This window comes from Mycobacterium kubicae, assembly GCF_015689175.1.
GTDB lineage: Bacteria > Actinomycetota > Actinomycetes > Mycobacteriales > Mycobacteriaceae > Mycobacterium > Mycobacterium kubicae.
Genome location: NZ_CP065047.1, coordinates 81,666 through 105,775, shown reverse-complemented (window position 1 = coordinate 105,775; position 24,110 = coordinate 81,666). Strand labels below are relative to the sequence as shown.

The window sequence follows — 24,110 nt, the reverse complement described above, 5'->3', positions numbered from 1 at the left end:
AAAGATTGAGCGGCGATCCCCTAAGGTGTTGCGCTTCGTCACGAGTCATGGGCTGCTCTGCGGGCGTTGCAGCCCGCTCAGCGGTGGTAGGCGACGTCGAAACGCTTGACCCCGTTGATCCAGGAGGACCGGACGGGCTGCGGCTCGCCGAGTTTCGTGACGTCGGGCATGTGGTCGGCGATCGCGTCGAACATCAGCCGCAGTTCCATGCGGGCGAGGTTGGCTCCGATGCAGAAGTGCGCGCCCGTGCCACCAAAAGCCAGATGCGGGTTAGGACTGCGCAGGATGTCGAAACCGAACGGCTCGTCGAAAACCTCGTCGTCGAAATTGGCTGAGCTGTAGAACAACCCCACCCGTTGACCTTCGGCGATGGCGGTTCCGGCGATCTCGGTGTCGCGCAGGGCGGTGCGCTGGAAGCACCGCACCGGGGTGGCCCAGCGGATGATCTCGTCCACGGCGGTGGCGGGACGTTGCTTCTTGAACAGCTCCCACTGATCGGGGTTGTCGAGGAAAGCGTTCATGCCGTGGGTGATGGCGTTGCGGGTGGTTTCGTTGCCCGCGACGGCCAGCAAAATGACAAAGAACGCGAATTCGGCATCGGTGAGCGCCTCACCGTCGGCGTTGACCTGCACCAGTCGCGTCACAATGTCCTCGCGGGGATGGGCGCGGCGGTCCTCGGCCATGGCATAGGCGTAGCCGACCAGATTGATATTGGCCGACGCGGGATCGTCGGTGGAGTCGGGATCTTCGGCGTTGAGAATGGAATTGGCCCAGTCGAAGACCTGGGCACGGTCGGCCTCGGGGACACCGATCAGGTCGGCGATCGCCTGCAGTGGGAGGTTGATCGCGACATCCTGGACAAAGTCCCCCGAGGGCTTGGCCGCCGCGGCGGTGACGATCCGTTGCGCGGCATCGCGCAGCGTGGCTTCCAGCGCGGCGATGGCACGCGGCGTGAACAGCCGCGACACCAGGGAACGCAGGCGCGTGTGCGCGGGCGGGTCGTGGTTGATCAGCAGTGCCTTGGTCAACTCGAGTTCGTCGGGCGTCATCAACGGTCCGTAGCGGATGACCGCGCCTTTGGCGTTGGTCGACCACACCTCGTGGTCGCGGGAGACCTGTTTGACGTCGCGGTGCCGCGAGATCACCCAGAACCCGTCGTCGCCGAACACCGCACTCGTCGCGGGCTGGGCGTTCCACCACACAGGGGCGGTTTTGCGCAGCACCGCGAACTCGGCAGCCGGGGTGCCGGCCAACAGCAGATCCGGATCGGTGAAGTCGGTATCAGAACTGGGCAGCGTCACGGACGGCAGATCGCTCACCGTGCTCCTCTCCTCGACCGGGGCAGCAGACATCCCCAGGGCGGCCACTGCAGTCTTTCCCTTTGTAGCATCGCGATGGTAAAAAGAGAAACATCAGTTTTCAGGTGGAGGGAGCAGCGTGACATCGCCGCGACGCAGCCGATCGCAGGAAGCCAAACGACAGGCCTACCGGCAGGTGGTGCTCGACTGCGCCGAAGAGCTGCTCGCCGCGGGCGGGATCGACGCCGCCCGTGTCGAAGACATCGCCGCAGCGGCCGGGATCGCGCCGCGTACCTTGTACTCGGTCTTCGCGAGCAAGACCCAGATCGTCGCCGAGACGGTCGAGCGGCGCCGCGTCGCGCTCATCGAGTATGCAGCGCAGCGCGCCGCCGCGGGCACGACTGCATTTGAGATGTTGCGGCTCAGCGTGCGCGGCGCATCAGAATTCTTCCTACAGCACCCGAACTACCTGAAAATGGAGCTTTTCGACAGCCGCGCCTGGGCTGACGAAAACGCGTCGACATCCATTACGTGGTATCACACGTTCGAAGCCCACACCCGGCTGTTCACCCGCGCGATCGCCGAGGGTGAGGTGCGACCGGGTGAACCGAAAGCCTTCGCCCGGGCTCTGCTGGCCATTCAGCAAAGTCAGCTGGCGCACTGGGTCAGTGAGGGAATGGCGCGTGACCGCGAAGCCGTCATCGCCGACATCGAGTCACTGCTCGTGCACGCGTTCGCGGCCCAGGTTCCCGCCGTGCACCACGAGATCGGTCATGGCTCAGCGCGCCACGCGCCTCCACCGGCGCGGTGAGCGGCGATCCACGGCAGCGGCGGTGCGGCCTATCAGCAGCACAGCGTCGTCGACCGACACCGGGCGGGTCTTTCGCCCGCTCGCCGAGATTGACGACCCTGCCGCGGTCGGAACACCATCCGCGCCGCCAATCCCTTACCAGCCATTAAGGACATGATGCTCGAACACAAGAAAGCCTTGATCATCGGCGGCGCCAACGGCATCGGGCGCGCGCTGGTCGACCTCGCCCAGAACCAGGGTGCAGCGCATATCACGGTGTTCGATGTCGATGATCAGGCCGGCGCCGCACTGCACGGCGATTCAGTGCGGTATCACCATGTCGACGTCACCGACGCCGAGGCGCTGGCCAACCAACTCCACCAATCCTGGGATGAGGCAGCCGGTTTCGATGCGGTGGCCAACTGCGCTGGCTTCACGATCCCGCGCCGAATCCGCGACACCTCGGTCGTCGAGTTTCAGGCCCATCTCGACCTGAACCTGATTCCCTCGCTGGTGTTGTTCCGCGAGCTCGGGCCACGCCTGCAAGCCCAGGGCCACGGCTCGGTGGTCACGGTGGCCTCGGTGACCGCCATCCGCCCTTTATACGGCAACGTCTCCTACGCCGCGGCCAAAGCTGGCCTGATCGCCCTGACCAAAGTTGCTGCACTCGAATACGGGCCCGAGGTCCGCTGCAACGTGGTGGCGCCGGGCATCACCTTGACCCGGCTCACCTCGTTCATCGACCAAACCCCGCAATACCGGGATCCGATCGTTACGGCACTGCCGGCGGGTCGAATCGGCCGGGCCGACGAACTCGCCGCCGCCATGGCCTTCCTGCTGTCCGACCACGCCAGCTACATCACCGGACAGCTGCAGATCGTTGACGGCGGCCTCACCGTCAGCCAGCCCGGCATGGGGCCGATGGCCCAAGCCACCCCCGACCTTCTGGCCGAGGCATACCTCGGCCCCCAACCCACCTAGGAGAGCTTGTGCATTCCACCCTGATGCAGGGCCGTACCGTCTTGGTCACCGGAGTCGGCGTCGGACTGGGCAAAGAAGTCGCCGCCGCGCACCTCGACGCAGGCGCCAACGTGGTCATCGGTGCCCGCTCGGCGGATCGGCTGGCCGTTTTCGCCAAGGAGCTCGACCCTACCGGTGAGCGCATCCTTGCCCACCGCGCCGACATCACCGACGACACCTCGTGTGAGGAATTGGTCCGCGCAGCGGTTCAGCGCTTCGGCGCCCTGCACGCCGTGGTCCAGGTCGCCGCCTATGAAGACGCCTGGGGCGGGCTGTTCGACAGCCAGCTGCCGAACTGGACTAAAGCCTTCGACACCAACGTCGTCGGTGCGCTACGGCTGCTGCGCGCTGCGGTGCCCGCCCTTAAAGACGCCGGAGGCGGCTCGATCGTGTTCATCGGCACCCAATCGTCGTTCAAACCCGCCCTGCCGCAAGCCGGGTACTCGGCGAGCAAGGGCGCGTTGTTGACCACCATGCACTACCTCGCCGACGAACTGGGCCCAGACAACATCCGCGTCAACACCGTCATCCCCGGCTGGATGTGGGGCCCCAACGTGGAGATGTTCGTCGATTACCGCGCGAAATCGGAGAAGAAAACCCGCGACGACGTCCTCGGCGAGATCACCGGCACATTCCCGCTGCGCAGGATGGCCGAAGACCGCGAGGTGGCTGACGCCACAGTGTTTTTCGCCTCCGATCTCTCCCGAGCCATCACCAATCAACATCTCATGGTCAACTGCGGCGATCTGTCGCGATGACGATCCGGGCCAACTGCCTCCGACAAACGATGCAAGCACAGCTATTTGGGTCTAAGGAGGATCACCGCCGAGTCGCTGCATGAGAGGCTCAAATCCCGCGGCGGCAGGTGCGGTAGGACATGTCTATGACCAGCGTCGACGAGCTACACGAAAAGGCCTGCGCCAGAGCCCACTTGGAGGACTTCGGGTCTGACTCCTATGTTGAGGGCCTCACTGTGCTGGTGGCGTCGCTGAGCACCGAAGCGCGTTTGAACGACGTCGGCAGGCACGTGTTGTTCGGCAAGCTGGTCAAGCTTCTTGTGCACCGTTTGCAGATCGAGGATTGGTATCGCCGGCACCCGCAGATCGAGGATGAGAAGCTGCTGGCGCCGTTGATCGGGGTCGGACTTCCCCGCACCGGGTCATCAGCGCTGAGCCACCTGCTCAACGAGGATCCGCAGGTTCGCTCACTGGCCGCCTGGATGACCATGGAACCGTGTCCGCCGCCCTCGACGGTGCCGTCACCGGATCCTCGCATCGCAGCCGCGCAGAAGTCGATCGAGCAACAACACCGGGCCGCTCCCGGACTGGCAGCGATGGTGCCGGCCTCGGCGCTCGGGCCGGCCGAGTGTGTCGAGATGTTGGCCCTGGACTTTAAATCCCACGTGTTCGGCTGCTTCGCCCACGTGCCGAGCTATCAAGACTGGCTCATGCACCACGCCGACCTGCGCAGCGCCTACCGTTATGAACGCAGAGTCCTCAAACTCCTGCAGTGGGGGTTACCGCAGCGTCCGTGGCGATTGAAGGCACCTGCGCACCTGCCCCACATCGAGGCGCTGACCCACGTGTTCGACGATGCAAGATTGGTCTGCACGCATCGCGACCCCGTCGCGGTGATGCCCTCCTGCTTCGGGCTCTACGAAGCGACGACTGCGATGTTCACCGATCATGTGGATCGGTCGCTGATCGGTAAGCAGAACATCGACACGTGGTCGCTGGGCATGCAGCGGATGATGCGCTTCCGTGACCACGGCGGTGAACAGCGCTGCTTTGACATCGATCACCGCGAGATGCAGCGTGATCCGATCGGGGTGGTCGAACGGCTCTATGACTGGCTCGGCCAGCCAGTCACCCCGCAGTTCCGCGCCGGCATGCAGCAGTGGTGGCGCGACAATGCCGCAGATCGCCAAACCGTGACCTATAAACCCCTGGAGGCCTACGGGCAGGACAAAGCAAGGGTAGAAGCCGCGTTCGCGCCCTACATCGAACGCTTCATCACCCCCTGCGGTGTTAACTCGGCGCACGGACAGACATGAACGCGCCGGCGGGTTCCCGATTTCGGCACGGCTTGTCGCCTCGCTCAGACGACGTCAGTCTCTTCTCGCCGTTGTAGGGGCCCTTGGAGCGAACGCTGGAGGAGAGCGGAGCGCAGAACTCATGATCCAACAACACCAGATCTAAGTACGATGTAAAAAGCGCTTCGCTAGCCGTCGTGGTCGGACGGGATGGGGTGGTGATGAAAGCACGTCGCGGTAGGTGTTGGCTGCGCAGCTCGGCCGCCGTAGCTCGGCCTTTCCCTGTGGCCCTTGAGGTTTCGAGAGATCGATGTCGCTAAGCAGCTCGGGGTGCGGTTTCGGTCAGAAGGCGCCATGCCCGGTGCAGTGATGGTCGCGCCGCCATCGACGGTGAGGACTTGGCCGGTGGTGAGGCTGGAGTGATCCCACAAGAACGCGATGGTCGCCGCGAGTTCGCTCGGCGGGCCGAGTCGGCCCACCGGGGTGGGCGTCGAGGATCGGGCGGCGAAATTCCGGTGTGCTGTCGATGGTTGCGCTCAGGCGGGTGGCGATAGTGCCTGGCGCGACCGCGTTGCAGCCTTTTCCTCCGGAGCCGACTTCCAGGACGGCCAGCTTTGTCAGCACGGTCACCCCGGCTTCGCCGCCCCACAGAATGCATTGCCATGCAATGGATCCACACCGGTTCACGACCCAACGGTGGCGATGGCGCTACCCCGCGGTGGCGCATCCGGGGCCCAACTCGGGAAACAGGATGTGCGACGGAATCAGGTTGAGGTCGAGATGAGCCTGAAACGTCTACCGAGGTGTCGCGGACTCGGCGCGCGATGGTGAAGCCGGCGCAGTTGACGACGCCGTGGAAAACCCACGGCCGCTCTCTCCCCCTGCGCCAGCGCAGCGGTGAACGCGTTGAAGTCGGTGACGTCGACCTGGCCGAAGTCGACGGTTCACCCCGTCAACTGGTCACCGGCGCTGCTATCCACGTCGACCACGGTGAGGCGTTGTGCGCCAGCGGTATCACCGGATCGACCAGGGCACGGCCGATGCCGTGGGCGCCGCCGATGATGAGCAGCTTCTTGCCAGCGAGTATTAGCGGCGCTTGACGTAACGCAGGAGAGCGGGTTCGCGGGGCGGGGAGATCATCGTGGTGAAGTCGTTGGCGGGCAGCGGGTCATTGGTATACCAGTCGAAGGTCTCCAGCAGGCGGGGAAGGATGATCTTCATGGTCAGCAAAGCCAGCGGCGCGCCGACGCAGCGGTGTCGTCCCGCGCCGAACGGGATCCACGCGGTCATCTGACGGTCTTCGGCGCGGTCCTTACTGTAGCGGCCGGTGTCGAATTCCTCGGGTGCGGGAAACAGCTCTGGGTCCTGGTGGGATAAGGCGGGGGCCACCGCAATGTAGTGCTGGGCCGGGATCGTCCACTTTTTGTAGGTGTATTCGGTTTCGGTGCGGCGCAACAGGAACGGGATCGGCGGGTGTATCCGCAGTGCTTCCTTGAGGAAGGCTTCGGTCTGTTCCATGCTGCGCAGTGCGTCGAAGTTCAGTTCGCCTGCGCCGCCGGTCACGGCATGGAGTTCCTTGAGCATCACCTCGACGGAATCGGGGCGGCGGGCGGCCTCTGACATCGCCCACGCCAACGATGTCGACTGGGTGTCGTGGGCAGCGAACAGCATCGACACGACCAGTGAGGTGGCCACCTCGGCGGCCGTGCCGGCCTCGTCACTGCGATGTTTGTGGGCGATGTAGTCGAGCAGATCCGGCTGTTCGGCGGGGCCGCTGCGGGCGCGTGCGGCAAGGATTTCGTTGATGATGTCGACGATGCGGGCGCGCGAGACGTCGCGGCGGAGGAAGCGTTGGATCGGCAGGTAGGGATCGCGGTATGCCACCAACGTGTTGGAGCGGTCGATGTCGCGGTAGCAGTCGACAAACTCGCGGTCGAGTTCTGCGCGGAAGCGCGGGCTGACCAACACCGCACTGGCCACATAGAGCATCAGTTCGGTGAAGAAGTCGACGACGTCGATGCTGCCCGTATCGCCCAAACGGGCGATAGCATCGCGGATTTCGGCTTCCACGGTCACCGGGTAGGTGCGCAGATACTTGGTGCGGGTGAACGGTGGCCGCATGTGCTTGTGGCGTTCCTCAGGCGAATCCGCATCGTAGGACACACCCGTTCCGAGGATGGGCTTCATCGCCACCGCTGCCGGTGACTCCGAGATCACCTCATCGGAGGCGGCGAAGAACGCGTCTTGGGCCTCAGCGCCGGAAAGCACCACGATGTCCATCCCGTGCACCAGCATCCGTCCCGCCTCGCCGGCCTCGTCGCGTACCCGCCGCAACACCGCCAGGGCATCGTCGTCCCACACGGCATGCAGGTCAGCCTGGTCGATCAGCGGTGGTAGCCCGCTCACGAGACCGACTCGAGCTTGTGTCCGGACTGACGAAACCAGCTCAAACTGTCAAACAGGTCGACGATTTCGCAGATTTTGCCGTCGCGGAAAGTCAGGAAGTGGGCGTATTGGCAGGCGTAGGGCTCGTCGTCGATCACCTGCCGGCAGGTGATCTCATAGAACGCGACCGCCTGGTCGCCCTCGACAATTACCCGGATCGGGCGCAGCTTGATGGTGTCCCACTGATACACCGACTTCGCCAGTGTCTGGATCTTCATGATGGCGTCGCGGCCGCGCACAGCCCCCAACGGGTTGCTCGGCGGCATCTGCCACACGGCGTCCTCGGTCAGCATCTCGGCGGCGTCGGGATGGATGTTGAACACCGCTTTGCCGTCGGGGGCCGGGCTGATCCACCGCTGAACCAAAGCATGAATATCGTGGTCGGACATCAGTTTCTCTTTCGTTTGGGCTCAGACACCTGGGCGTTCGCAGCGACCATCAGCGGCGTCTCCATCTCGGCGGGCATCGGCGCGCAGTGGGTCGTCCCCTCACCGACCCACTGCGCGCCCACAGCCACCACTGGTGTCGCGCAACAACCCCGGCCGTGTGACCTCCCAGGAGGTCCGAGCGCTGAGACGGTGACGCCATGGAGCACCTTTCGCCCGCGGTATTCGATTCTTTCATTTTTAACATCAAGATGCTAGAAACGAAAGAGTTAGTTGTACGGATCCGGGCGCGTGTGAGGCCGGTCATTGACGGGGGTGGCGATGAGCAGTGTGACTGCTCGTCAGTCCGCGCCGAGCACCGATCTCACCGACTCGGACTGGCTGCTCACTGACGCGACCATCACGCGGAACAATTCCGCCGCATCACACCAGTGTGGTGGGACGACCACTGTGTTCTGTATCGCTGACTCGTCGGGCAGCACCCCATCTCCTGGAGAGCATTCATGACCTACACCGAATCGTCCCGCGACGAGCTGTCCGCACTGCTGCTGGAACTGCTCCTGACTGGGCAGTCCGTCGACCGAGCAGGTATGACACCGGTCATTTCTAAGGCGGGGTTCGAAGGCATGAGGACCATCGCGATCGAGGAATGGATGGGAGCGAGCCCGGTCTACACCCGCCGTATGCGCGAAGCGCTGGGGGTGACCACCGACACCGTGGAGGACATCTTCAAGATCATCCAGCTCGACATCGGAGCCCCCGCACAGCTTTTGGACTTCCGGTTCGAACTGGAAGACCCCTATCACGGGGTGTTCCAATTGGCCTCGTGCGGTGCCCTGCTGGACCTTGAACCGATGGGTGAGCAGGCCGTGAAGCTGATGTGCCATGACATCGAGGATCCGACGTTCGATGCCACCGCAGTGGCCACCAACCCCCGCGCCCGCTTCCGCCCCATTCACCGCCCACCCCGCGTGCCTGCCGATCGGACACCGCACTGCGCGTGGTCGGTCACCGTTGAACCCGACCGCGAACCCCTGCCGCTGCCCGCCGAGACCGAACCGATCTTCAGAACCAAAGCGGCGCATGTCGCCTTGACTGACATCGACTCCCATGACGAGGGCATGAGTGACTACAGCGGCCCCTTGCTGGCTGATCTGCCTAACAACGTGTGGTCCCGCTCGGCGATGGTGCGTATCGCCGAGGAACTGGCTTTGCAGCACCATTTATTGGCGATCAGCTACTACCTGGCCTGCCAGCGCCACTACGGGCACGCCGCCGCCGAGGACATGTATCGCAAGCAGTTCGTGGGTATCGCGGGGTTTTCCTCGTTGCGGATCAAGCGGGCGCTCGGCCTGGGCGATGGCGCCCAGGCGCTCGCACACGTTCTTCAGGTCCATCCGTGCCTGAACCCGGTGCAGTACACCGGGGTCACCGTTGCGCCCCTACTCGATTCGTCCGGTGTGCGGATCGTCATCGCCCCCGACGCTCCCGCCCACAGCGACCACAGCTGGCTTACGCTGATCGACCCCGACCACCTCGACGCCATCGAAGCCATGGCCGTGGGAGTGGATGCGCATTTCCATGACCTCGACGTCACCACCGACACCGACGGCACCCTGATCGTCGACGTCCGCCGCGCCGACCAGCCGGCCAAAACCCGCAAAGAGGTCGCCATCACCTCCTACACCAACGGTGCCAGCTTCGCCTTCCAAGACCGCGGCATCCCGCTGCCCATCACCCCGATCAACCACTGAACTCACGCCCAGGAGAAGCCGCATGGCAAAACGAATCGTCTTGTGGGGCACCGGCTTCGTCGGGCGCATGGTGCTCACCGAAGCCCTCAAACACCCCGAATTCGACGTCGTGGGCGTCGGGGTCAGCAGCCCGGCGAAGGTCGGCCAAGACGCCGCCACGATCTGCGGATTGGATCAACCGACCGGCATCATCGCCACCGACGACGTCGACACACTCATCGCGCTAGAACCCGACGCACTCGTGCACTACGGGCCCACCGCCGCACACGCCGACGACAACATCGCACTCATCAGTCGCTTCCTGCACGCCGGTATCGACGTCTGCTCCACGGCCATGACGCCGTGGGTGTGGCCGGCCATGACACTGAACCCGCCCACCTGGATCGAACCCATCGAAACCGCGTGCGAAGAAGGCGGTGCTGCCTGCTTCACCACCGGCATCGACCCCGGCTTCGCCAACGACCTATTCCCCATGACGCTGATGGGCCTGTGCTCGGAAGTCAAGCTGGTTCGCGCCTCCGAACTGCTCGACTACACCAACTACGAAGGGGATTACGAGTTCGAGATGGGCATCGGGCGCGAGCCCGAATTCAGCCCGCTCCTGGAAAACCCCGACATTCTCATCATGGCTTGGGGCGCCACCGTGCCCATGATCGCCGCCGCCGCCGGTATCGAACTCGACGAGATCACCACCACGTGGGAGAAATGGACGACACCCACCGAGCGCAAGACTGTCAAAGGCGTCATCGACGCCGGCAAGGTTGCGGCCGTCCGCTTCACCATCAACGGAATCTACCAAGGCCAGACCCGCATCCAACTCGAACACGTCAACCGCATCGGTGAAGACGCCGCACCCGATTGGCCCTCAGGAAACCAGAACGATGTCTACCGCGTCGACATCGAAGGCACGCCCAGCATCTCGCAAGAAACAGCGTTCCGGTTCACCGACGGCTCCGGACGCGACGCCGCCGCAGCCGGATGCCTGTCGACAGGTCTCCGCGCACTCAACGCCGTCGCCGCCGTCAACGACCTACCCCCAGGCTGGGTCACCGCACTCGACCTGCCGCTCATACCGGGTCGTGGCACCATCCGTTGAACCGGCAAATACATGACCGCGTTGGAGGGGTAATCCGCTCGGCCGGGTTCCCGACGCGCCAATCGTTGAGAGACTTCAAGTTCGATCATCAACTCGCACTCAACGGGACATGGTCGCTCATCTGGATACGGGGCGTTCCTGGCCAAGGCGCGCAACGTGGTGCTGCTCGGCCCGCCCGGCAATGGCAACACCCACCTCGCGATCGGGTTGGCGCAAAGGCCGCACAGCCCGGGCCCGAATCGCGTTCGCCACCGCGGTGGACTGGGTCGCCCGGCTCAAGGCCGCCCACAACGCCGGGCGACTACAGGCCGAGCTAGCCAAGCTGCGCCGCATCGGACTGCTCGTCGTCCACCAGGTCGGCTACATCCCCTTCGGACAGGACGCCGCGAATCTGTTTTTCCAACTGGTCGCCAGCCGCTACGAGCAAGCCTCGCTCATCTTGACCTCCAACCTGCCCTATGCCAGCTGGGGTGACGTCTTCGGAGGTCGAGTGGTAGGCGCGGCCACGATCGACTGCATCGTCCACCACGCCGACGTCCTGACCCTCAAAGGCTCCGGCTACCGCCTCGAGGACACCGGCACCGATACCCTGCCCTTCGACAGAGCCCGACAACACGCCACGACCACGTGGCCTAGTTTTCACCGCCGCTCCCGGCCTAGTTTTCGACCGTCGTCAACAATGGCTGGGCGAGGACTCCACCCACGTCATCATCGAAATTGGCATACAGCAGCAGTGCCAGCTCCAAGCGGGACTCGTAGATGACGTGCCACTCTTCAGTCGACGACCAATACGTCACCGAGTAACGCTTATGACCGCGATACTAGCGAAAACGTCCACCACGGAGCCGCCTGAGCGAGCAGATCGCTTGTGGCAACTGTTCACTCCATGGAGAACTCGAACAACGCGTCCTTGCTCCAACCCGAACCGTCGCTTCAGCGGATCGCTGCAGTCGAACCAGAAAAGTTGCAGTCAAACATGAGAAGCTACAACGACAAAGGCTGCTACCGCGCCATATTGGCGAATCGCGACAAGTGCAACTGGTGTGCCACAGTCACCGTCTTGGTCGGGCCGTTGCGGTGTTTTGCCAGAATGAGATCTGCTTCGCCCCCACGCGGATCGTCGCGGTCGAACGCATCGGGCCGGTTCAGCAGGATGACCATGTCCGCATCTTGTTCCAAACTATTGTGAACACTGATGCCGTCGGCCACGAAATTGTGTGTGCCGTCGACGGTTCCGTCGTAAACATCCTGTTCACCTATGCTGGTGATCTCGACAACCGTGTCCCAGTAGACATCGCTGGTCGCGAATGCATGAATGTCCCGGTCTGCCAAGATGGCAGCCGCCCGGTGCAACCTTGACCGGCTGGGCGCATGCTTCCACATCGTGGACCCGCAGAACTGCGTACCCATAGCGGTGGCAAATTGTCGGTGCGTTAACTGCTTGTCGGACAGCAACTTTCGGATCTGTTGCCACACGCCGGCCGGCACGGTGTCCTGGTTCGGGTTGCGAACCATTCCGCCAATGTGGGACAGCACCTCTTGCGCGGCCACCGATTTAACGCCGTGCACACCGACGTGGCGAAGGAACCTGGCCTGGTTCTCTGCACCGTAGACGAGCAAGTGCCATGAATCGCGGTACCCCAGTTTGGGCGCCCGCTTGATCCGTGCAAAGACACCGACCCGCAGCAGCAACTGCGCCACGTCGTCGATGAGACGTCGGCTCGTCGATGCGTAATAGATTCGCCCCTGGCCCGCCTTCGCGTCCCAGCGGACAGATCCGTCGGTCGCCCACAAGTGCCGCAGGAACAGTGCCACTTGATCGTTGGGAGCGCGGAACACCGCTTCGGGTACGAACTTCTCGTAACTGCGCTTGCCAAACAGGCCAAGGTCATCCAGCCACGTAGCAATCGGGTTGCGTCGGCCGTGTGTCAAGCGCTCCGGCGCCGGCAACCGTAGCGTTGTCACCCGTGCGGCGGGGTACTCGTCCCGAACGGCGGTCACACCGAAGTGCGCGGCGGACACCGTGACCGCGACGAGGTTGGCCTCGTCCACCGACGCGTAGCGGATCGGCTGACGCTTCACGCACGATCCATCGCCGATCATGTGCGCGAGCAGGATGACCTCAGCGTCATCCATGCGCTGCGTGTCCACCGGTGCGGGTACCCGACGAGGCGCCGCGATTCGGTCGCCGATGTTGAGCTGTTCCAAGGCAGTCCACCCTTCGAGCTTCATGAAAGGGTGGTTGCCCGTCGCCTCGACCTCGCGCCCGGAGGCCAGGCGGAGCCGGAACACCTCCTTGTGCCCGCTCGGGAAGACGTTCGTCATCGGCCGCGCGACCATGCGCAGCTGGTCGTCCAGTGACCAGACCAGCGGACGCTCACCGGTGCGCATTAGCTCACCAAAGGTGACTTCGGTCCCGTTGTCGGCGCGCAGGATTCGGGTGGCGGCGGTCAGGCAGCCGGACTCGCGAAGGTCGGATAACATGGGCTTCTTGTCGGTCCGCTGCTCGGGGCCACGGTTCAGCTGGCTGATTGCCACCACCGGTACCTCGAGCTCTTTGGCCAAAAGTTTGAGATGCCTGGAGAACTCAGAGACTTCGATCTGTCGCGACTCGACCTTCTTGCCTGAGGTCATCAACTGCAGATAGTCGACGACGACTAGTTTAAGGTTGGCCTTCTGCCGCAGCCGACGCGCTTTGGCGCGGATCTCCATCATGGTCAGGTTCGGTGAGTCGTCGATATACAGCGGCGCCTCGCTGATTTCGCTCATCCGCCGCGCCAGCCGCGTCCAGTCGTCATCAGTCATCCGGCCCGAACGCATATCGCCGAGTTTGATTTTCGCTTCCGCCGACAGCAGCCGCATCACAATCTCGGACTTACTCATCTCCAACGAAAAGATGACGCTGGCCATGCGGTGCTTGATCGAGCATGACCGCATGAAATCCAAGCCGAGCGTGGAGTTGTGGGTGGGGATCATTCCAGGGCCGGCCAAGTACAGATGAGCGGCGTTATCGACTTCAATGCAACGCACCGCGACACTGGGCACACGACGTGCTGAAACAATCTGCAGCGCTGGCGCCATGACTGCGACATGACGGCCGACGGATCCGGCCGGGGCGATGGTATCCAGGCCGCTGCGCAACTGAGCCGACGTCCGGATGCCGTATCCGGTAGGCCATAGATGCTGGGCGTCGGCGACGATGCTGGTGCCGTCGGAGAACTCGATCTCGTAGCACGGGCGGCCCAGCATGACGTCAGTTGTCGCGAGGACCCGGGTTGGTGCGCCGTCGGCGTCCAGCAGTTCATCGCCGACGGCCACGTCGCCCATCGTCGTCCAGCCGGTCGGCGTGGGCAGCGGCGTGTCCAACGCGAGCGCCTTCCCCACACCCGGCCGGGCCGCGACGATGACCATCTGCCCCGGGTGCAGCCCGTTGGTGACCTCGTCCAACTCGGTGAAACCCGTCGGAACCCCACGCGAGATCCCGCCGTTCGACGCGATGGCGTCGATCTCGTCCATCGTGGGCTGCAGTAGATCCTCAAGCGGCACAAAGTCTTCCGACGTCCGCCGATCGGCGACATCGTATATCTCGGCCTGGGCGCGGTCGACGATCTCAGCAACGTCGGCACCGTCGGCCCCGGCGTAACCGTATTGCACCACCCGGGTGCCGGCCTCCACCAGACGACGCAGCAGCGCCTTCTCGGCGACGATGCCGGCGTAGTAGCCGGCATTGGCAGCCGTTGGCACCGTGGAAATCAACGTGTGCAGATACGGCGCACCGCCGATTCGGCGCAGCAGCCCACGGCGATCCAGTTCGGCGGCCACGGTCACCGCATCCGCCGGTTCCCCGCGCCCGTACAAATCCAAGATCGCGTCGTACACGTTCTGGTGAGCCGGGCGATAGAAGTCACCGGGGCGCAACCGCTCCAGCACGTCAGCGATCGCGTCCTTGCTCAGCAGCATCCCGCCCAGCACCGACTGCTCTGCGGCGAGGTCCTGCGGCGGCTGACGGCCGAAGTCTTCACTCGGCGGGGCTGAATCCATCCCCGGGTGCGGCAGGTCATCGACAACCGCCATGCGCCCTCACCTCCTCCGAATTAGCACCGAACATACATTCGATTGCCGATATCCAGAGCGTAAGTCAAGGCTCCGACACCCCGCCCTAATCTCCCGAATCGTCTGCCGCGGAGACGACGTTAAGCGTTGCTGGGAAGTACTCCAAGGGGTCACTGTTCATGAAGCTGTGCATGGAGTGTGCATACGCGTGAACACCTGTGTTGAGGGGGGTGTGGAGAACCTGTGGATTGCTGCTAACGGGTGTGGCATCACTGCTGCTGAACGCCATATAACGCCAGATAGATCGTGTGGACAACAATCTCTACGGCGTGTCGCGGCGGGTTACTGCGTCGGGCGTGTTGGCTTTCGGCCACGTTTTCACGACGTTAAGGGCCGGTTACGCGGGTAGCGTCGGACCGACCTGCAATGTGTTCGCCAGCGCGCTAGATACCCACCCTGCGCGCAAACTAATCTCACGGCCACCTGAAGGGCAGCCGGACGATCCGGCGGGGCGGCCCGATGGCCGCCACCGCTCGGTGAGGTAGTGCCGGTTAGCTTTCTGCGACGACGTCGAGCGAGAGTTCGACGTCGATCTCCGGATGCAGGTGAACCACGACCGGATGGGTGCCCACGCTCTTGATGTGCGATTTGGGCAGTCGCACGATGCGCTTGTCGAGGTTGGGGCCGCCCGCCTTCTTGATGGCGCTGACGACATCACCGGCGGTCACCGAGCCGAATAGCTTGCCGGAGTCACCCGCGGTCTTGACCGGCAGCGCCACCGACCCGAGCGCCTCGATCGCGGTCTTGATCTCGCTGGCGTGCTCACGGTCGCGCACGGTCTTGGTTTCGCGGGCCCGGCGGATTTCATCGGCCTGCTTCTGGGCGCCCCGGGAGGCGACGATCGCCAACCCGCGCGGTAGCAGGTAGTTGCGGCCGTAACCGTCCTTGACTTCAACAGTGTCGCCGACGGTACCGAGGTGGTCGACGTCAGCCGTCAGTATCAGCTTCATTGTGTATGCGTCTTTCGTTGCGGCGCAGGCGATCAGCGTGCGGAGGACGTAAAGGGCAGCAGCGCAACCTCGCGAGCGTTCTTCACCGCGGTCGCGATGTCTCGCTGGTGCTGCACGCAGTTACCGGTCACCCGGCGCGCCCGAATTTTGCCGCGCTCACTGATGTACGTGCGCAGCAACGTGGTGTCCTTGTAGTCGATCGCTTGGTCCTTCTTCGCGCAGAAGACGCACTTGCGCGCCTTGACCGGCTTCTCTGGAGCCGGGCGCCGCTTGGTGGACTTAGCCATGAGTGTCTTTCTTTCCGTTTCTGAATGGTGTTGGGAAGTTAGAAGGGCGGTTCGTCGTCACCACCGGCGAAGGAGCCCGACGCCGGGGCGCTGCCCCATGGGTCGTCACCGGAGCCGCCGCCGGCCGGCGCCGACGAACCCTGGCGAGAGCCACCGCCGCCGCCGAAGCCGCCGCCTCCGCCGCCGCTACGGCTGGCCTTGTTGACCTTGGCAGTGGCGTAGCGCAGCGACGGCCCGATTTCCTCGACTTCCACCTCGACGACGGTGCGCTTCTCGCCCTCGCGGGTTTCGAAGGACCGTTGCTTGAGTCGGCCGGTGACGATCACCCGCGAGCCACGAGTGAGGCTTTCGGCCACGTTCTCGGCGGCCTCACGCCAGATGTTGCACCGCAGGAACAGCGCCTCGCCGTCCTTCCATTCACCGCTTTGTCGGTCGTAGATGCGTGGCGTGGACGCGACGGTGAAGTTCGCCACCGCCGCACCCGAGGGCGTGAACCGTAGTTCGGGATCAGCGGTCAGGTTTCCCACGACGGTGATGGTGGTGTCACCAGCCATAATTTCCTCCTGAGTCCGCCCGATAGGGATTCGTGTCTGCGGCGAGCCTAAGCGACAGCGCTGACAATTAGTGCTTGTCGGTGCGCATCACTTTGGTGCGCAACACCGACTCGTTCAGGCTCAACTGCCGGTCGAGCTCGGAGACGGTCGCCGGGGCGGCTTTCAGGTCGATGACCACGTAAATGCCTTCGGCGTGCTTGGCGATCTCGTACGCCAGCCGGCGCCGGCCCCAGATGTCGACCTTCTCGACCGTCCCACCGTCTTTGCGGACGACGTTCAGGAACGTCTCCAGGGACGGGGCGACGGTGCGTTCGTCGAGAGTGGGGTCGAGGATGACCATGATTTCGTATGGACGCATAGGGACCTCATCACCTCCTCTGGTCTGTGCGGCCACGGGCGGTCCGTAGCAGGAGGGTCGCCTGCGTCGGCAACCGCACCAGGCTACCGGATGCGGGCCCGACCTGGAAAATCAGTCATTTGCGGGAGCGTTGAAACGCCGCGGCCCTCGCCTTGGTGGCCGCGTCGGCTTTGGCGAGCGCGCCGGAGTCGAACGGCGGCTGCGGGTCGTATTCGATCAGCAGCTGGCTGGCCTGGGCTGCCTCCCGGTCGAACAGCAGCTCCACCAACCGCAGGGCCATGTCGATGCCGCTGGAGACGCCTGCGGCGGTGATGATCCGTTCGGGTAGGTGCTCGACGACACGGTCGGGCACGTAGTGCGCGCCCAACGTGTTGAGAAGTTCAGCCGCCCCCCAGTGCGTGGTGGCGGTAAGCCCGTCGAGCAGGCCGGCGGCGGCAAGCATCAGCGCGCCGCTGCATACCGACGTGGTGAAGGTGGTGCGTGGGTGTACGGCGGTCAGCCACGCGCGGATGACCTCGTCTTCGAGCAGCACCCGGGTTCCGATGCCGCCGGGGAAGACCACCACATCTGGTGCCTGGATCTCGTCGAACGTGGCATCACAGCAGACACCGAGCATCCCGTTCTCGGTGCGGACCTCGCCCCGCCGATGGCCCAGGAACACCACCTCGACCGACGGAACCCGTTGCAGCACTTCGTAAGGCCCGATGGCGTCCAGTGCGGTGAACCGCGGGAAGAGCGGGATCGCAACCTGCATCAGGGACCCGCGGCTGCCACGGCTTCGGCGGGTACCGGTCGCCTTGCGGAAGCGGGACGCAACCAATCGGGCAGCCACCCCGCCGAGGCGTCGTCGGCCGCACGGTCGTAGATCCCACCGGCAGGATCGTCGACTCTGCCCTGCCAGCGCACCAAATCCTCGTCGGGCCGGTAGATCTGGCGAATAACCAACGCGCACAACGCGATCACCGCGATATCGCGCAGCAGCACCGTCATGGTGAACCACTGCTCTGGCAACGAACGATTGGGGTTGCCGTACAGGTAATACATTCGCGGCACCCACACCAGCGCATCGATGGTCATCCAGGCCAGCAGAATCCGTCGGTGCGGCAAGGCCAGCACCGCCAGCGGTACCAGCCACAGCGAAAACTGCGGGCTCCACACCTTGTTGGTCAACAGGAAGGCGGCCACCACCAGGAACGCCAACTGCGCCAGCCGGGGCCGCTGTGGCGCCGTGCAGGCGATGTAAGCGATTGCCGCACAGCACAATACGAACAGCACGGTGACGACGGTGTTCAAAATCACCGGCGGCTCCCAGAAGCCGAGCTTTGGATCGAATCCGCGCCAGCCGGTGAACGATTTGACGACGTTGTAGAGCGAGTCCATGTCGTCACCGCGGCGGGTGTTGAGGCGGAAGAATTCCGACCACCCCCGCGGATACAACACCATCACGGGCAGATTCACCGCCAACCAGGTGACCGCGGTGGCCAGCGTGGCGCGCGCCGCGCTGCCCAGCCGACCAGTCCGTAGTCCGAGGATCAACAACGGGCCCAGAAGCAGTGCCGGATACAGCTTCGCCGCGGCACCAAGACCTATCAGCACCCCGGCGAGCACCGGTCGGCGCCGCGCCCAGGCCAGCAAGCCGCCCATCGCGAAAGCGGTTGCCAGTGCGTCGAAATTGGTGAAGATCTGGAAGATCATGAGCGGCGAGGCGGCGACCAACGCCGCGTCCCAGATGCGTCGCCCCGCCAAGCCGGCGGTCGCCCAGACGGTGGCCAGCCAGGCCAACGACAGCCCGAACGCGGCGATGTTGAAGAACATCACCACCTCGGCGACGGCCGGCAACGGGGAGATCTTGCTCAGTGCGGTGTAAGTCTTGGCCAGCGCCATGGACACGTACTGGTACAGCCCGGTCAGCACCGGATACTCCATGTACCGCACCGCGGGCTGACCGTCGTAGCGGGTCTGCGGTGTGCCGGAGCTATCGGTCTCCAACCAGCTCGACTTGTACGGAAACTTCCCCTGGTTCAACAACTCTGCGCCATAAAGCGGGACCGTGTCGGAGTAGCACAACTCGTAGTAGGCACGCTGGTTGTCCCAGTTGGCCACCCGCTGATCACCCGGGCCGGTGCCGGTGCTTTGCAGGCACGCCGCTTTGGTCGACCAGCCCAGCGCCAGGAAGACCAGCGTGAACAGGAACATCACCCGGACCGGCGTCAGAAAGCGGGTACGGCCGATCAGCGCGTGCCGACCGACCGGGCCGCCGACGACATCGGCCAACGCGGCACCCAGAACGTCGGTGCGGCTCGGGCAATCGCGATTGTCGGCACTGCGCAAGTCAGCGGCTAACGGCCCCGGTGAGGTACTCGCTCGCTGCGTCTCGGTGCCGGTCACGGGGGCGGGTTGGGAATGTCAGACGGCGGCGGTCCGCCCGCCGGCACGGGCGGCGCAGCCGGCGGCCCGACCGGGACGGTCTGAGGCGGACCGACCGGGATGGTGACGCCCGGCGCGACTTCGACGGTCGGCTGGATGACGGTGACCGAGGGAGGCGACGGTGGGGGTGGCGGCGGCGCGGGCACACCCGCATAACCACCGATCTCGGTCGGCTTGGGGAAGGTCTCGTTCTGGGTGCCCTTCAGCGCGCCGTCCATCGTGGCCTTCCAGATGTCCGATGGCAGCCCCGATCCGTATACCGCCGCGCCAGAAGCCGTTTCGAGTGGCCTATCGCCCTGTACGGTGCCCACCCACACCGCCGTGGACAGCGATGGGGTGTAGCCGACCATCCACGCATCCTTGTTCTCGGTCGTGTCGCCGAGCTGGGTGGTGCCGGTCTTCGCCGCCGACGGGCGTCCGCCGGCCAACGCGTGCCCGCGTGAGTACGCGGCGATCGGCATCATGGCGGCGGTGACGTTGTCGGCCACCGCCTTGGGGATCCGTTGTTCCCCGGAGTTGTCCGACGTGCCGGCGTCGAAGAGCACCTGCCCCTCGGCGTTGACGACCTTCTGCACGAAATGCGGCCGGTGATAGATGCCGGATGCGGCCAAGGTGGCGTAGGCGGTAGCCATGTCGACGACTCGGGTCTGGTACTGGCCCAGCACAATTCCATTGTTGGGCGGCCCGCCGTTGCCGTCTTCGGACAGGGTGTGGGCCACACCGGGGAAGCTCTCGGCGACACCGGCTCGGTGCGCGGCATCGGCTACGGCCTGCGGTCCACCCTTGAGCTTGAGCATCAACCGGTAATACGACGTGTTGAGCGACATCTTGAGGGCCTCGGCGAGGTTGCAGGTGCCGCAACCCTCCCCCTCGACGTTGGTGATCTTGATGCCGTCGACCGTCAGCGGAGAGCTGTCCACCTGGTAGCCCAGTCCAATGCCCTGCTCGAGCGCGGCCACCAAAGCGAACACCTTGAACGACGATCCGGTCTGCAGACCCGCCTGGGCGAAGTCGAAGCCTTGGGCGTTCGAACCGCCGTAGTACGCCTTCACCGACCCGTTGTGCGGGTCGATCGACACCGCCGCGGCTCGCATGTCGGGGTTTTGTCCGTCGAGGTATTTCGCGACCGCTTTCTCAGCGGCCTGTTGTGCCTGGGGATCGATGGTGGTGGTGACTTGCAGCCCCTGGGTGTTGAGGGTCTGCTCGTCGATGTTGAACAGGTCCATCAACTCTCGGGTGACCTGACGCTCGATCAGCCCGTTGGGGCCGCTGGTCTGGTTCTCCGCGCGGGCCTGATCCGGGGAAACCGTCGGTGGAAACACCTGCGCGGCGCGGTCATTGGCGGACAGCGCCTTGGTCTCCACCATGCCGTCGAGCACCCAATTCCAACGGGCGACGGCGCCCTGCGGGTCGACGGCCGGGTCCAGCGTGGACGGGCGCCGAATCAGTGCCGCCAACAGCGCGCCCTCGGCGACCGTGAGCTGCTCGACCGGTTTGCCGAAGTAGGCCTTGGACGCCGCGGATATGCCGTAGGCACCGCGGCCGAAGTAGATGATGTTCAGATAGGCCTGCAGCACATCGTCTTTGGACCACTCCCCCGACATCTTGGTCGCGATCACCAGCTCTTTGGCCTTGCGCATCAGCCCGCTCCAGCCATGCTGGGCGGAACCGACCAGTGCGTTCTTCACGTACTGCTGGGTGATGGTGGACCCGCCCTGCAGGTCGCCGCCGAACATGTTGTTGCGCACTGCCCGCGCGAAACCGCTGAACGAGAAGCCCGGGTTGGAGTAGAAGTTGCGGTCCTCCGCGGCGATGACCGCTCGGCGGACGTGCACCGGTACCTGGTTGAGGTTGACGTCGACCCGATTACCTTCGGGCGGGACGATTTTGGCGATCTCCGAGCCGTCGCTGGCCAGAATCGTCGAGACCTGGTTGGTGCGGATGTCACCGGGCCTGGGCACGTCGACGATGAAGTAAGCCATCGTGAAGGTGACGATCGGCAACAGGATCAGCACGGCCGCGCTCAGATACAACGAGCGTCGCACCCACAACCAGTTGATCTGCTGAGACCAGCTGGGCCTCGGCCGGCGCGAGCGGTGTCCGGCCGGCCCCGGTACCGGTGGACCGGGTGGCCCGGGTGGACGCCGCCCCCTGCCCGCTCGCTGCGGCTGATCGGGGCCGTCGAGGGCGGCCTTGACCTGTTCGAGCGGATCACGCTGCAGGGGCGTAACCGCGGGACTATCCAGAGCGGCCTTGACGGCTTGGATCGGGTCGGCGTGCCGCGGCACGCGGTCGTCGGTGACCGGCGGCAAGATCGTGGTCATCCGATCGTCGGGCGGCACCGGCCGACGCGGACCGGGCAGCGGATGGCCGTCGCCGCCAGCACCGCCGGGATCCCTGTTGGCGCCCCCAGTCGCCGAGACGTCCGAGGCGTCGTGGGACGACCGGTGGCGCCGCCCCTCGTTATTCACTGGCCGTTCGGGCGCCGTTGCGCGCCGTACGTGTGCCGGTCCCCTTCGGCGGGCGCGCCGCACCGAGGACGTAGGACTTGACCAGGTGGTTCCAGCTGCAGGTCCGGCAAACCTCCACGACGTGGACGGCGAATTCGGAGAATCGGGTAGCGAGCATGACCAGTTCTTCGGCGGTGCGCGCCGAACCGGACACCGCTCCCAAGTGCTCACCGAACACCCACGACACCAGCGTGAGCTGCTCTTTGCGGCAGATGGGGCACATCACCTTGCTCGGTTTCCCGTGAAACTTCGCGGCGCGCAGGAGATAGGGATTGGCGTCACAGACCTCGGAGACGCCGGTGCGCCCGGAGTACACCTCGGCCAGCAATGAGCGCCGCCGAAGCGAATAGTCCACTACCTGTCGCTGCAGTCGCACGCTGACCAGAGTACGTCCCCGTCCCCGGCGCCGATACGCACCGACGCCGTAGTTGTGTGTGAACTCCGGTATTGGGTGCTCACGTCGGGTGAACGACTTCTACGATCGTCCCGTGGCGAAATGGTCGGGCTCAGCAACGGCTCGCGGAGCATCACCGTCGACTCGCGCGAAGGACCGCGACCGCCAGGACGCATGCCGGCTGCTCGACAACGCGCTCAACGACGGCGAGATCTCCTCCGAGGAACACCGGGAACGCGTCAGCACCGCGACCAGAGCCGTCACGCTGGGCGAGCTGCAGGACCTGGTGTCGGACCTGCAGCACTCGGAGAACACCGCCGACCAGGCACCTGCCCTCAAACCGCGGCCCAAACGCAACGGGTTCGGGGTGACGGTCGCGTCGTTCGCCGTGACGGTACTGCTGGGCATCGGCATCGGCTGGGGTTTGTACGGCAACACCAATTCGCCGCTGGACTTCACCTCCGATCCGGGAGCCAAGCCCGACGGTGTGGCGGCTGTCGTGCTGACCCCGCCCAAGCAGCTGCATTCCCTCGGTGGGCTGACCGGGCTCTTGGAACAGATGCGCAAACGGTTCGGCGACACCATGGGCTACCGGCTGGTCGTTTACCCCGACTATGCGTCGCTGGATCGGCAGGATCCCACCAACGAGCGTCGGGTTCTCGACTACAGCTATCGCGGCGGCTGGGGCGATCCGAGCAGCAACGCCAAGAGCGGCACCGACACCGTCGTCGTCGACTTGGGCAAGTTCGACGTCAAAACGGTCGTGGGCATCATGCGGGGCGCTCCGGAAACGGTGGGCATCAAGCCCTCGGACGTCAAATCGAGCTATCTGATCGTCGAACCGGCCACCGACCCGACAGCGCCGGGTTCGTTGTCGCTGACCGTCTATGTGTCCAGTGACTACGGCAGCGGCTACATCCAGCTCGCCGGCGACGGCACCATCAAACGGGTCAACTATCCGTCCTGAACGACGTGTAGGTAAGCCGTGGCTGGCTATTCCGCTGCCCTGCGACGAATACCGCACGAACAGCAGGTGGTGTTGTGACGAATATATCGAGACGATACGATGACGCGAGGCGTCGAGCCGTCGTAACTAATCGTGCAAAGGGGGTGAATCGGTGCTTGAGCTCGCCATCCTGGGGCTTCTCATCGAATCGCCCATGCACGGCTACGAGTTGCGGAAGCGGCTGACTGGCTTGCTCGGAGCGTTCCGGGCGTTTTCGTACGGTTCGTTGTATCCAGCACTGCGCCGCATGCAGAACGAAGGCTTGATCGCCGAGGATGCCGCCCCTGCCGGAACCCCCGTCCGGCGCGCCCGGCGGGTCTACCAACTGACCGACGAGGGCCGCCGGCGCTTCGGTGAGTTGGTGGCCGACACCGGGCCGCACAACTACACCGACGACGGTTTCGGAGTGCACCTCGCGTTTTTCAACCGCACTCCGGCCGAGGCACGGATGCGCATCCTCGAGGGCCGGCGCCGCCAGGTCGAGGAGCGTCGGGAAGGTCTGCGTGAAGCCGTGGCGCGGGCCAGCAATTCGTTCGACCGCTACACCCGCCAACTGCATCAGCTGGGGCTGGAATCCAGCGAGCGGGAGGTCAAGTGGCTCAACGAGCTCATCGCCGCCGAACGTGCCGAACAGATCTGATTTCTCAGCACCACGCTCAAGTCCATACACAGACGAAGTCATAAGTAAGG

General features: G+C 64.6%; 21 protein-coding genes and 2 pseudogenes. 10 read left to right on the top strand and 13 right to left on the bottom strand.

The genetic code is table 11. The features are described 5' to 3' along the window. Positions 1-77: 77 nt before the first annotated feature. Positions 78-1,352, bottom strand: a complete 1,275-nt coding sequence (locus I2456_RS00515) for a cytochrome P450 (protein ID WP_085074435.1) — start codon at positions 1,350-1,352, stop codon at positions 78-80. A gap of 85 nt (positions 1,353-1,437) precedes the next feature. Here I2456_RS00515 and I2456_RS00510 point away from each other — a divergent pair, with 85 nt between their 5' ends. The 4 genes from I2456_RS00510 to I2456_RS00495 all read left to right on the top strand — a co-directional run bounded on the left by I2456_RS00510 (position 1,438) and on the right by I2456_RS00495 (position 5,161). Next, positions 1,438-2,109, top strand: coding sequence for a TetR/AcrR family transcriptional regulator (locus I2456_RS00510; protein WP_085074390.1), 672 nt, complete (start codon positions 1,438-1,440; stop codon positions 2,107-2,109). A gap of 156 nt (positions 2,110-2,265) precedes the next feature. After that, on the top strand, positions 2,266-3,069 hold the full coding sequence (locus tag I2456_RS00505) for an SDR family NAD(P)-dependent oxidoreductase (protein ID WP_163703881.1): 804 nt from the start codon (positions 2,266-2,268) through the stop codon (positions 3,067-3,069). Positions 3,070-3,077: 8 nt separating this feature from the next. After that, entirely contained in the window at positions 3,078-3,866 is a 789-nt protein-coding gene (locus tag I2456_RS00500) for an SDR family oxidoreductase (RefSeq protein WP_241007823.1), read from the top strand. Between the two features lie 125 nt (positions 3,867-3,991). Continuing rightward, on the top strand, positions 3,992-5,161 hold the full coding sequence (locus tag I2456_RS00495) for a sulfotransferase family protein (protein ID WP_085074392.1): 1,170 nt from the start codon (positions 3,992-3,994) through the stop codon (positions 5,159-5,161). A gap of 167 nt (positions 5,162-5,328) precedes the next feature. Here the strand turns inward: I2456_RS00495 and I2456_RS29000 are convergent, their stop codons facing one another. Then, a complete protein-coding gene (locus I2456_RS29000; RefSeq protein ID WP_085074393.1) occupies positions 5,329-5,619 on the bottom strand; it encodes a hypothetical protein in 291 nt (96 codons plus the stop codon). A 324-nt stretch (positions 5,620-5,943) separates the two neighbouring features. Here I2456_RS29000 and I2456_RS00485 point away from each other — a divergent pair, with 324 nt between their 5' ends. Continuing rightward, entirely contained in the window at positions 5,944-6,240 is a 297-nt protein-coding gene (locus I2456_RS00485) for a hypothetical protein (RefSeq protein WP_139823178.1), read from the top strand. Here I2456_RS00485 and I2456_RS00480 read toward each other — a convergent pair. Together I2456_RS00480 and I2456_RS00475 are read right to left on the bottom strand one after the other, a co-directional pair. Beyond that, positions 6,227-7,546, bottom strand: coding sequence for a cytochrome P450 (locus I2456_RS00480; RefSeq protein ID WP_085074395.1), 1,320 nt, complete (start codon positions 7,544-7,546; stop codon positions 6,227-6,229). The two genes, I2456_RS00485 and I2456_RS00480, sit on opposite strands and share 14 nt — an antisense overlap. Further along, positions 7,543-7,974 (bottom strand): nuclear transport factor 2 family protein, encoded by a 432-nt coding sequence (locus I2456_RS00475; protein WP_085074396.1) that lies wholly within the window; start codon positions 7,972-7,974, stop codon positions 7,543-7,545. The genes I2456_RS00480 and I2456_RS00475 overlap by 4 nt, the downstream gene beginning before the upstream one ends. Positions 7,975-8,474: 500 nt before the next feature. Here I2456_RS00475 and I2456_RS00470 point away from each other — a divergent pair, with 500 nt between their 5' ends. The 3 genes and pseudogenes from I2456_RS00470 (at position 8,475) to I2456_RS00460 (ending at position 11,584) form a co-directional block, all read left to right on the top strand. Further along, positions 8,475-9,725 (top strand): hypothetical protein, encoded by a 1,251-nt coding sequence (locus I2456_RS00470; RefSeq protein WP_085074397.1) that lies wholly within the window; start codon positions 8,475-8,477, stop codon positions 9,723-9,725. Between the two features lie 22 nt (positions 9,726-9,747). Beyond that, positions 9,748-10,821, top strand: a complete 1,074-nt coding sequence (locus I2456_RS00465) for an NAD(P)H-dependent amine dehydrogenase family protein (RefSeq protein ID WP_085074398.1) — start codon at positions 9,748-9,750, stop codon at positions 10,819-10,821. A gap of 156 nt (positions 10,822-10,977) precedes the next feature. Then, positions 10,978-11,584: pseudogene (locus I2456_RS00460) on the top strand (ATP-binding protein). Between the two features lie 239 nt (positions 11,585-11,823). Here the strand turns inward: I2456_RS00460 and I2456_RS00455 are convergent. From I2456_RS00455 to I2456_RS00415, 9 genes and pseudogenes are all read right to left on the bottom strand, one after another. Next, positions 11,824-14,895, bottom strand: a complete 3,072-nt coding sequence (locus I2456_RS00455) for a replicative DNA helicase (RefSeq protein ID WP_085074399.1) — start codon at positions 14,893-14,895, stop codon at positions 11,824-11,826. Between the two features lie 530 nt (positions 14,896-15,425). Continuing rightward, positions 15,426-15,884 (bottom strand): 50S ribosomal protein L9, encoded by a 459-nt coding sequence (gene rplI / locus I2456_RS00450; protein WP_068024178.1) that lies wholly within the window; start codon positions 15,882-15,884, stop codon positions 15,426-15,428. Positions 15,885-15,916: 32 nt separating this feature from the next. Beyond that, complete coding sequence (rpsR, locus tag I2456_RS00445) at positions 15,917-16,171, bottom strand: 30S ribosomal protein S18 (protein WP_068024176.1); 255 nt, start codon at positions 16,169-16,171, stop codon at positions 15,917-15,919. Positions 16,172-16,209: 38 nt separating this feature from the next. After that, positions 16,210-16,725 carry a single-stranded DNA-binding protein gene (locus I2456_RS00440; protein ID WP_085074400.1) on the bottom strand — a complete coding sequence of 172 codons (516 nt, stop codon included), beginning with the start codon at positions 16,723-16,725 and terminating at the stop codon, positions 16,210-16,212. A 67-nt stretch (positions 16,726-16,792) separates the two neighbouring features. Further along, on the bottom strand, positions 16,793-17,083 hold the full coding sequence (gene rpsF / locus I2456_RS00435) for a 30S ribosomal protein S6 (protein ID WP_067415006.1): 291 nt from the start codon (positions 17,081-17,083) through the stop codon (positions 16,793-16,795). A gap of 115 nt (positions 17,084-17,198) precedes the next feature. Then, entirely contained in the window at positions 17,199-17,837 is a 639-nt protein-coding gene (locus tag I2456_RS00430) for a DJ-1/PfpI family protein (RefSeq protein WP_085074401.1), read from the bottom strand. After that, a pseudogene (locus I2456_RS00425) lies at positions 17,800-19,471 on the bottom strand (glycosyltransferase family 87 protein); the annotation flags it as partial. The pseudogene I2456_RS00425 and the gene I2456_RS00430, both read right to left, overlap by 38 nt. Beyond that, positions 19,468-21,981 carry a transglycosylase domain-containing protein gene (locus I2456_RS00420; RefSeq protein ID WP_371869939.1) on the bottom strand — a complete coding sequence of 838 codons (2,514 nt, stop codon included), beginning with the start codon at positions 21,979-21,981 and terminating at the stop codon, positions 19,468-19,470. The gene I2456_RS00420 and the pseudogene I2456_RS00425, both read right to left, overlap by 4 nt. Further along, positions 21,974-22,396, bottom strand: coding sequence for a DUF5318 family protein (locus tag I2456_RS00415; RefSeq protein WP_068024160.1), 423 nt, complete (start codon positions 22,394-22,396; stop codon positions 21,974-21,976). Before I2456_RS00415 ends, I2456_RS00420 begins: the two co-directional genes overlap by 8 nt. A gap of 112 nt (positions 22,397-22,508) precedes the next feature. On the opposite strand from I2456_RS00415, the gene I2456_RS00410 reads away from it, so the two are divergent. Both I2456_RS00410 and I2456_RS00405 read left to right on the top strand, forming a co-directional pair. After that, positions 22,509-23,381, top strand: coding sequence for a DUF1707 SHOCT-like domain-containing protein (locus I2456_RS00410; protein ID WP_068158422.1), 873 nt, complete (start codon positions 22,509-22,511; stop codon positions 23,379-23,381). 151 nt (positions 23,382-23,532) lie between these two features. Further along, complete coding sequence (locus I2456_RS00405) at positions 23,533-24,060, top strand: PadR family transcriptional regulator (RefSeq protein ID WP_068024157.1); 528 nt, start codon at positions 23,533-23,535, stop codon at positions 24,058-24,060. Positions 24,061-24,110: the final 50 nt, after the last annotated feature.

Coding starts and splice junctions, on each gene's coding strand:
- I2456_RS00515 (WP_085074435.1), bottom strand. CDS start 1,352: ATGTCTGCTGCCCCGGTCGAGGAGAGGAGCACGGTGAGCGATCTGCCG.
- I2456_RS00505 (WP_163703881.1), top strand. CDS start 2,266: ATGCTCGAACACAAGAAAGCCTTGATCATCGGCGGCGCCAACGGCATC.
- I2456_RS00495 (WP_085074392.1), top strand. CDS start 3,992: ATGACCAGCGTCGACGAGCTACACGAAAAGGCCTGCGCCAGAGCCCAC.
- I2456_RS00475 (WP_085074396.1), bottom strand. CDS start 7,974: ATGTCCGACCACGATATTCATGCTTTGGTTCAGCGGTGGATCAGCCCG.
- I2456_RS00470 (WP_085074397.1), top strand. CDS start 8,475: ATGACCTACACCGAATCGTCCCGCGACGAGCTGTCCGCACTGCTGCTG.
- I2456_RS00465 (WP_085074398.1), top strand. CDS start 9,748: ATGGCAAAACGAATCGTCTTGTGGGGCACCGGCTTCGTCGGGCGCATG.
- I2456_RS00455 (WP_085074399.1), bottom strand. CDS start 14,895: ATGGCGGTTGTCGATGACCTGCCGCACCCGGGGATGGATTCAGCCCCG.
- rplI (WP_068024178.1), bottom strand. CDS start 15,884: ATGAAGCTGATACTGACGGCTGACGTCGACCACCTCGGTACCGTCGGC.
- rpsR (WP_068024176.1), bottom strand. CDS start 16,171: ATGGCTAAGTCCACCAAGCGGCGCCCGGCTCCAGAGAAGCCGGTCAAG.
- I2456_RS00440 (WP_085074400.1), bottom strand. CDS start 16,725: ATGGCTGGTGACACCACCATCACCGTCGTGGGAAACCTGACCGCTGAT.
- rpsF (WP_067415006.1), bottom strand. CDS start 17,083: ATGCGTCCATACGAAATCATGGTCATCCTCGACCCCACTCTCGACGAA.
- I2456_RS00430 (WP_085074401.1), bottom strand. CDS start 17,837: ATGCAGGTTGCGATCCCGCTCTTCCCGCGGTTCACCGCACTGGACGCC.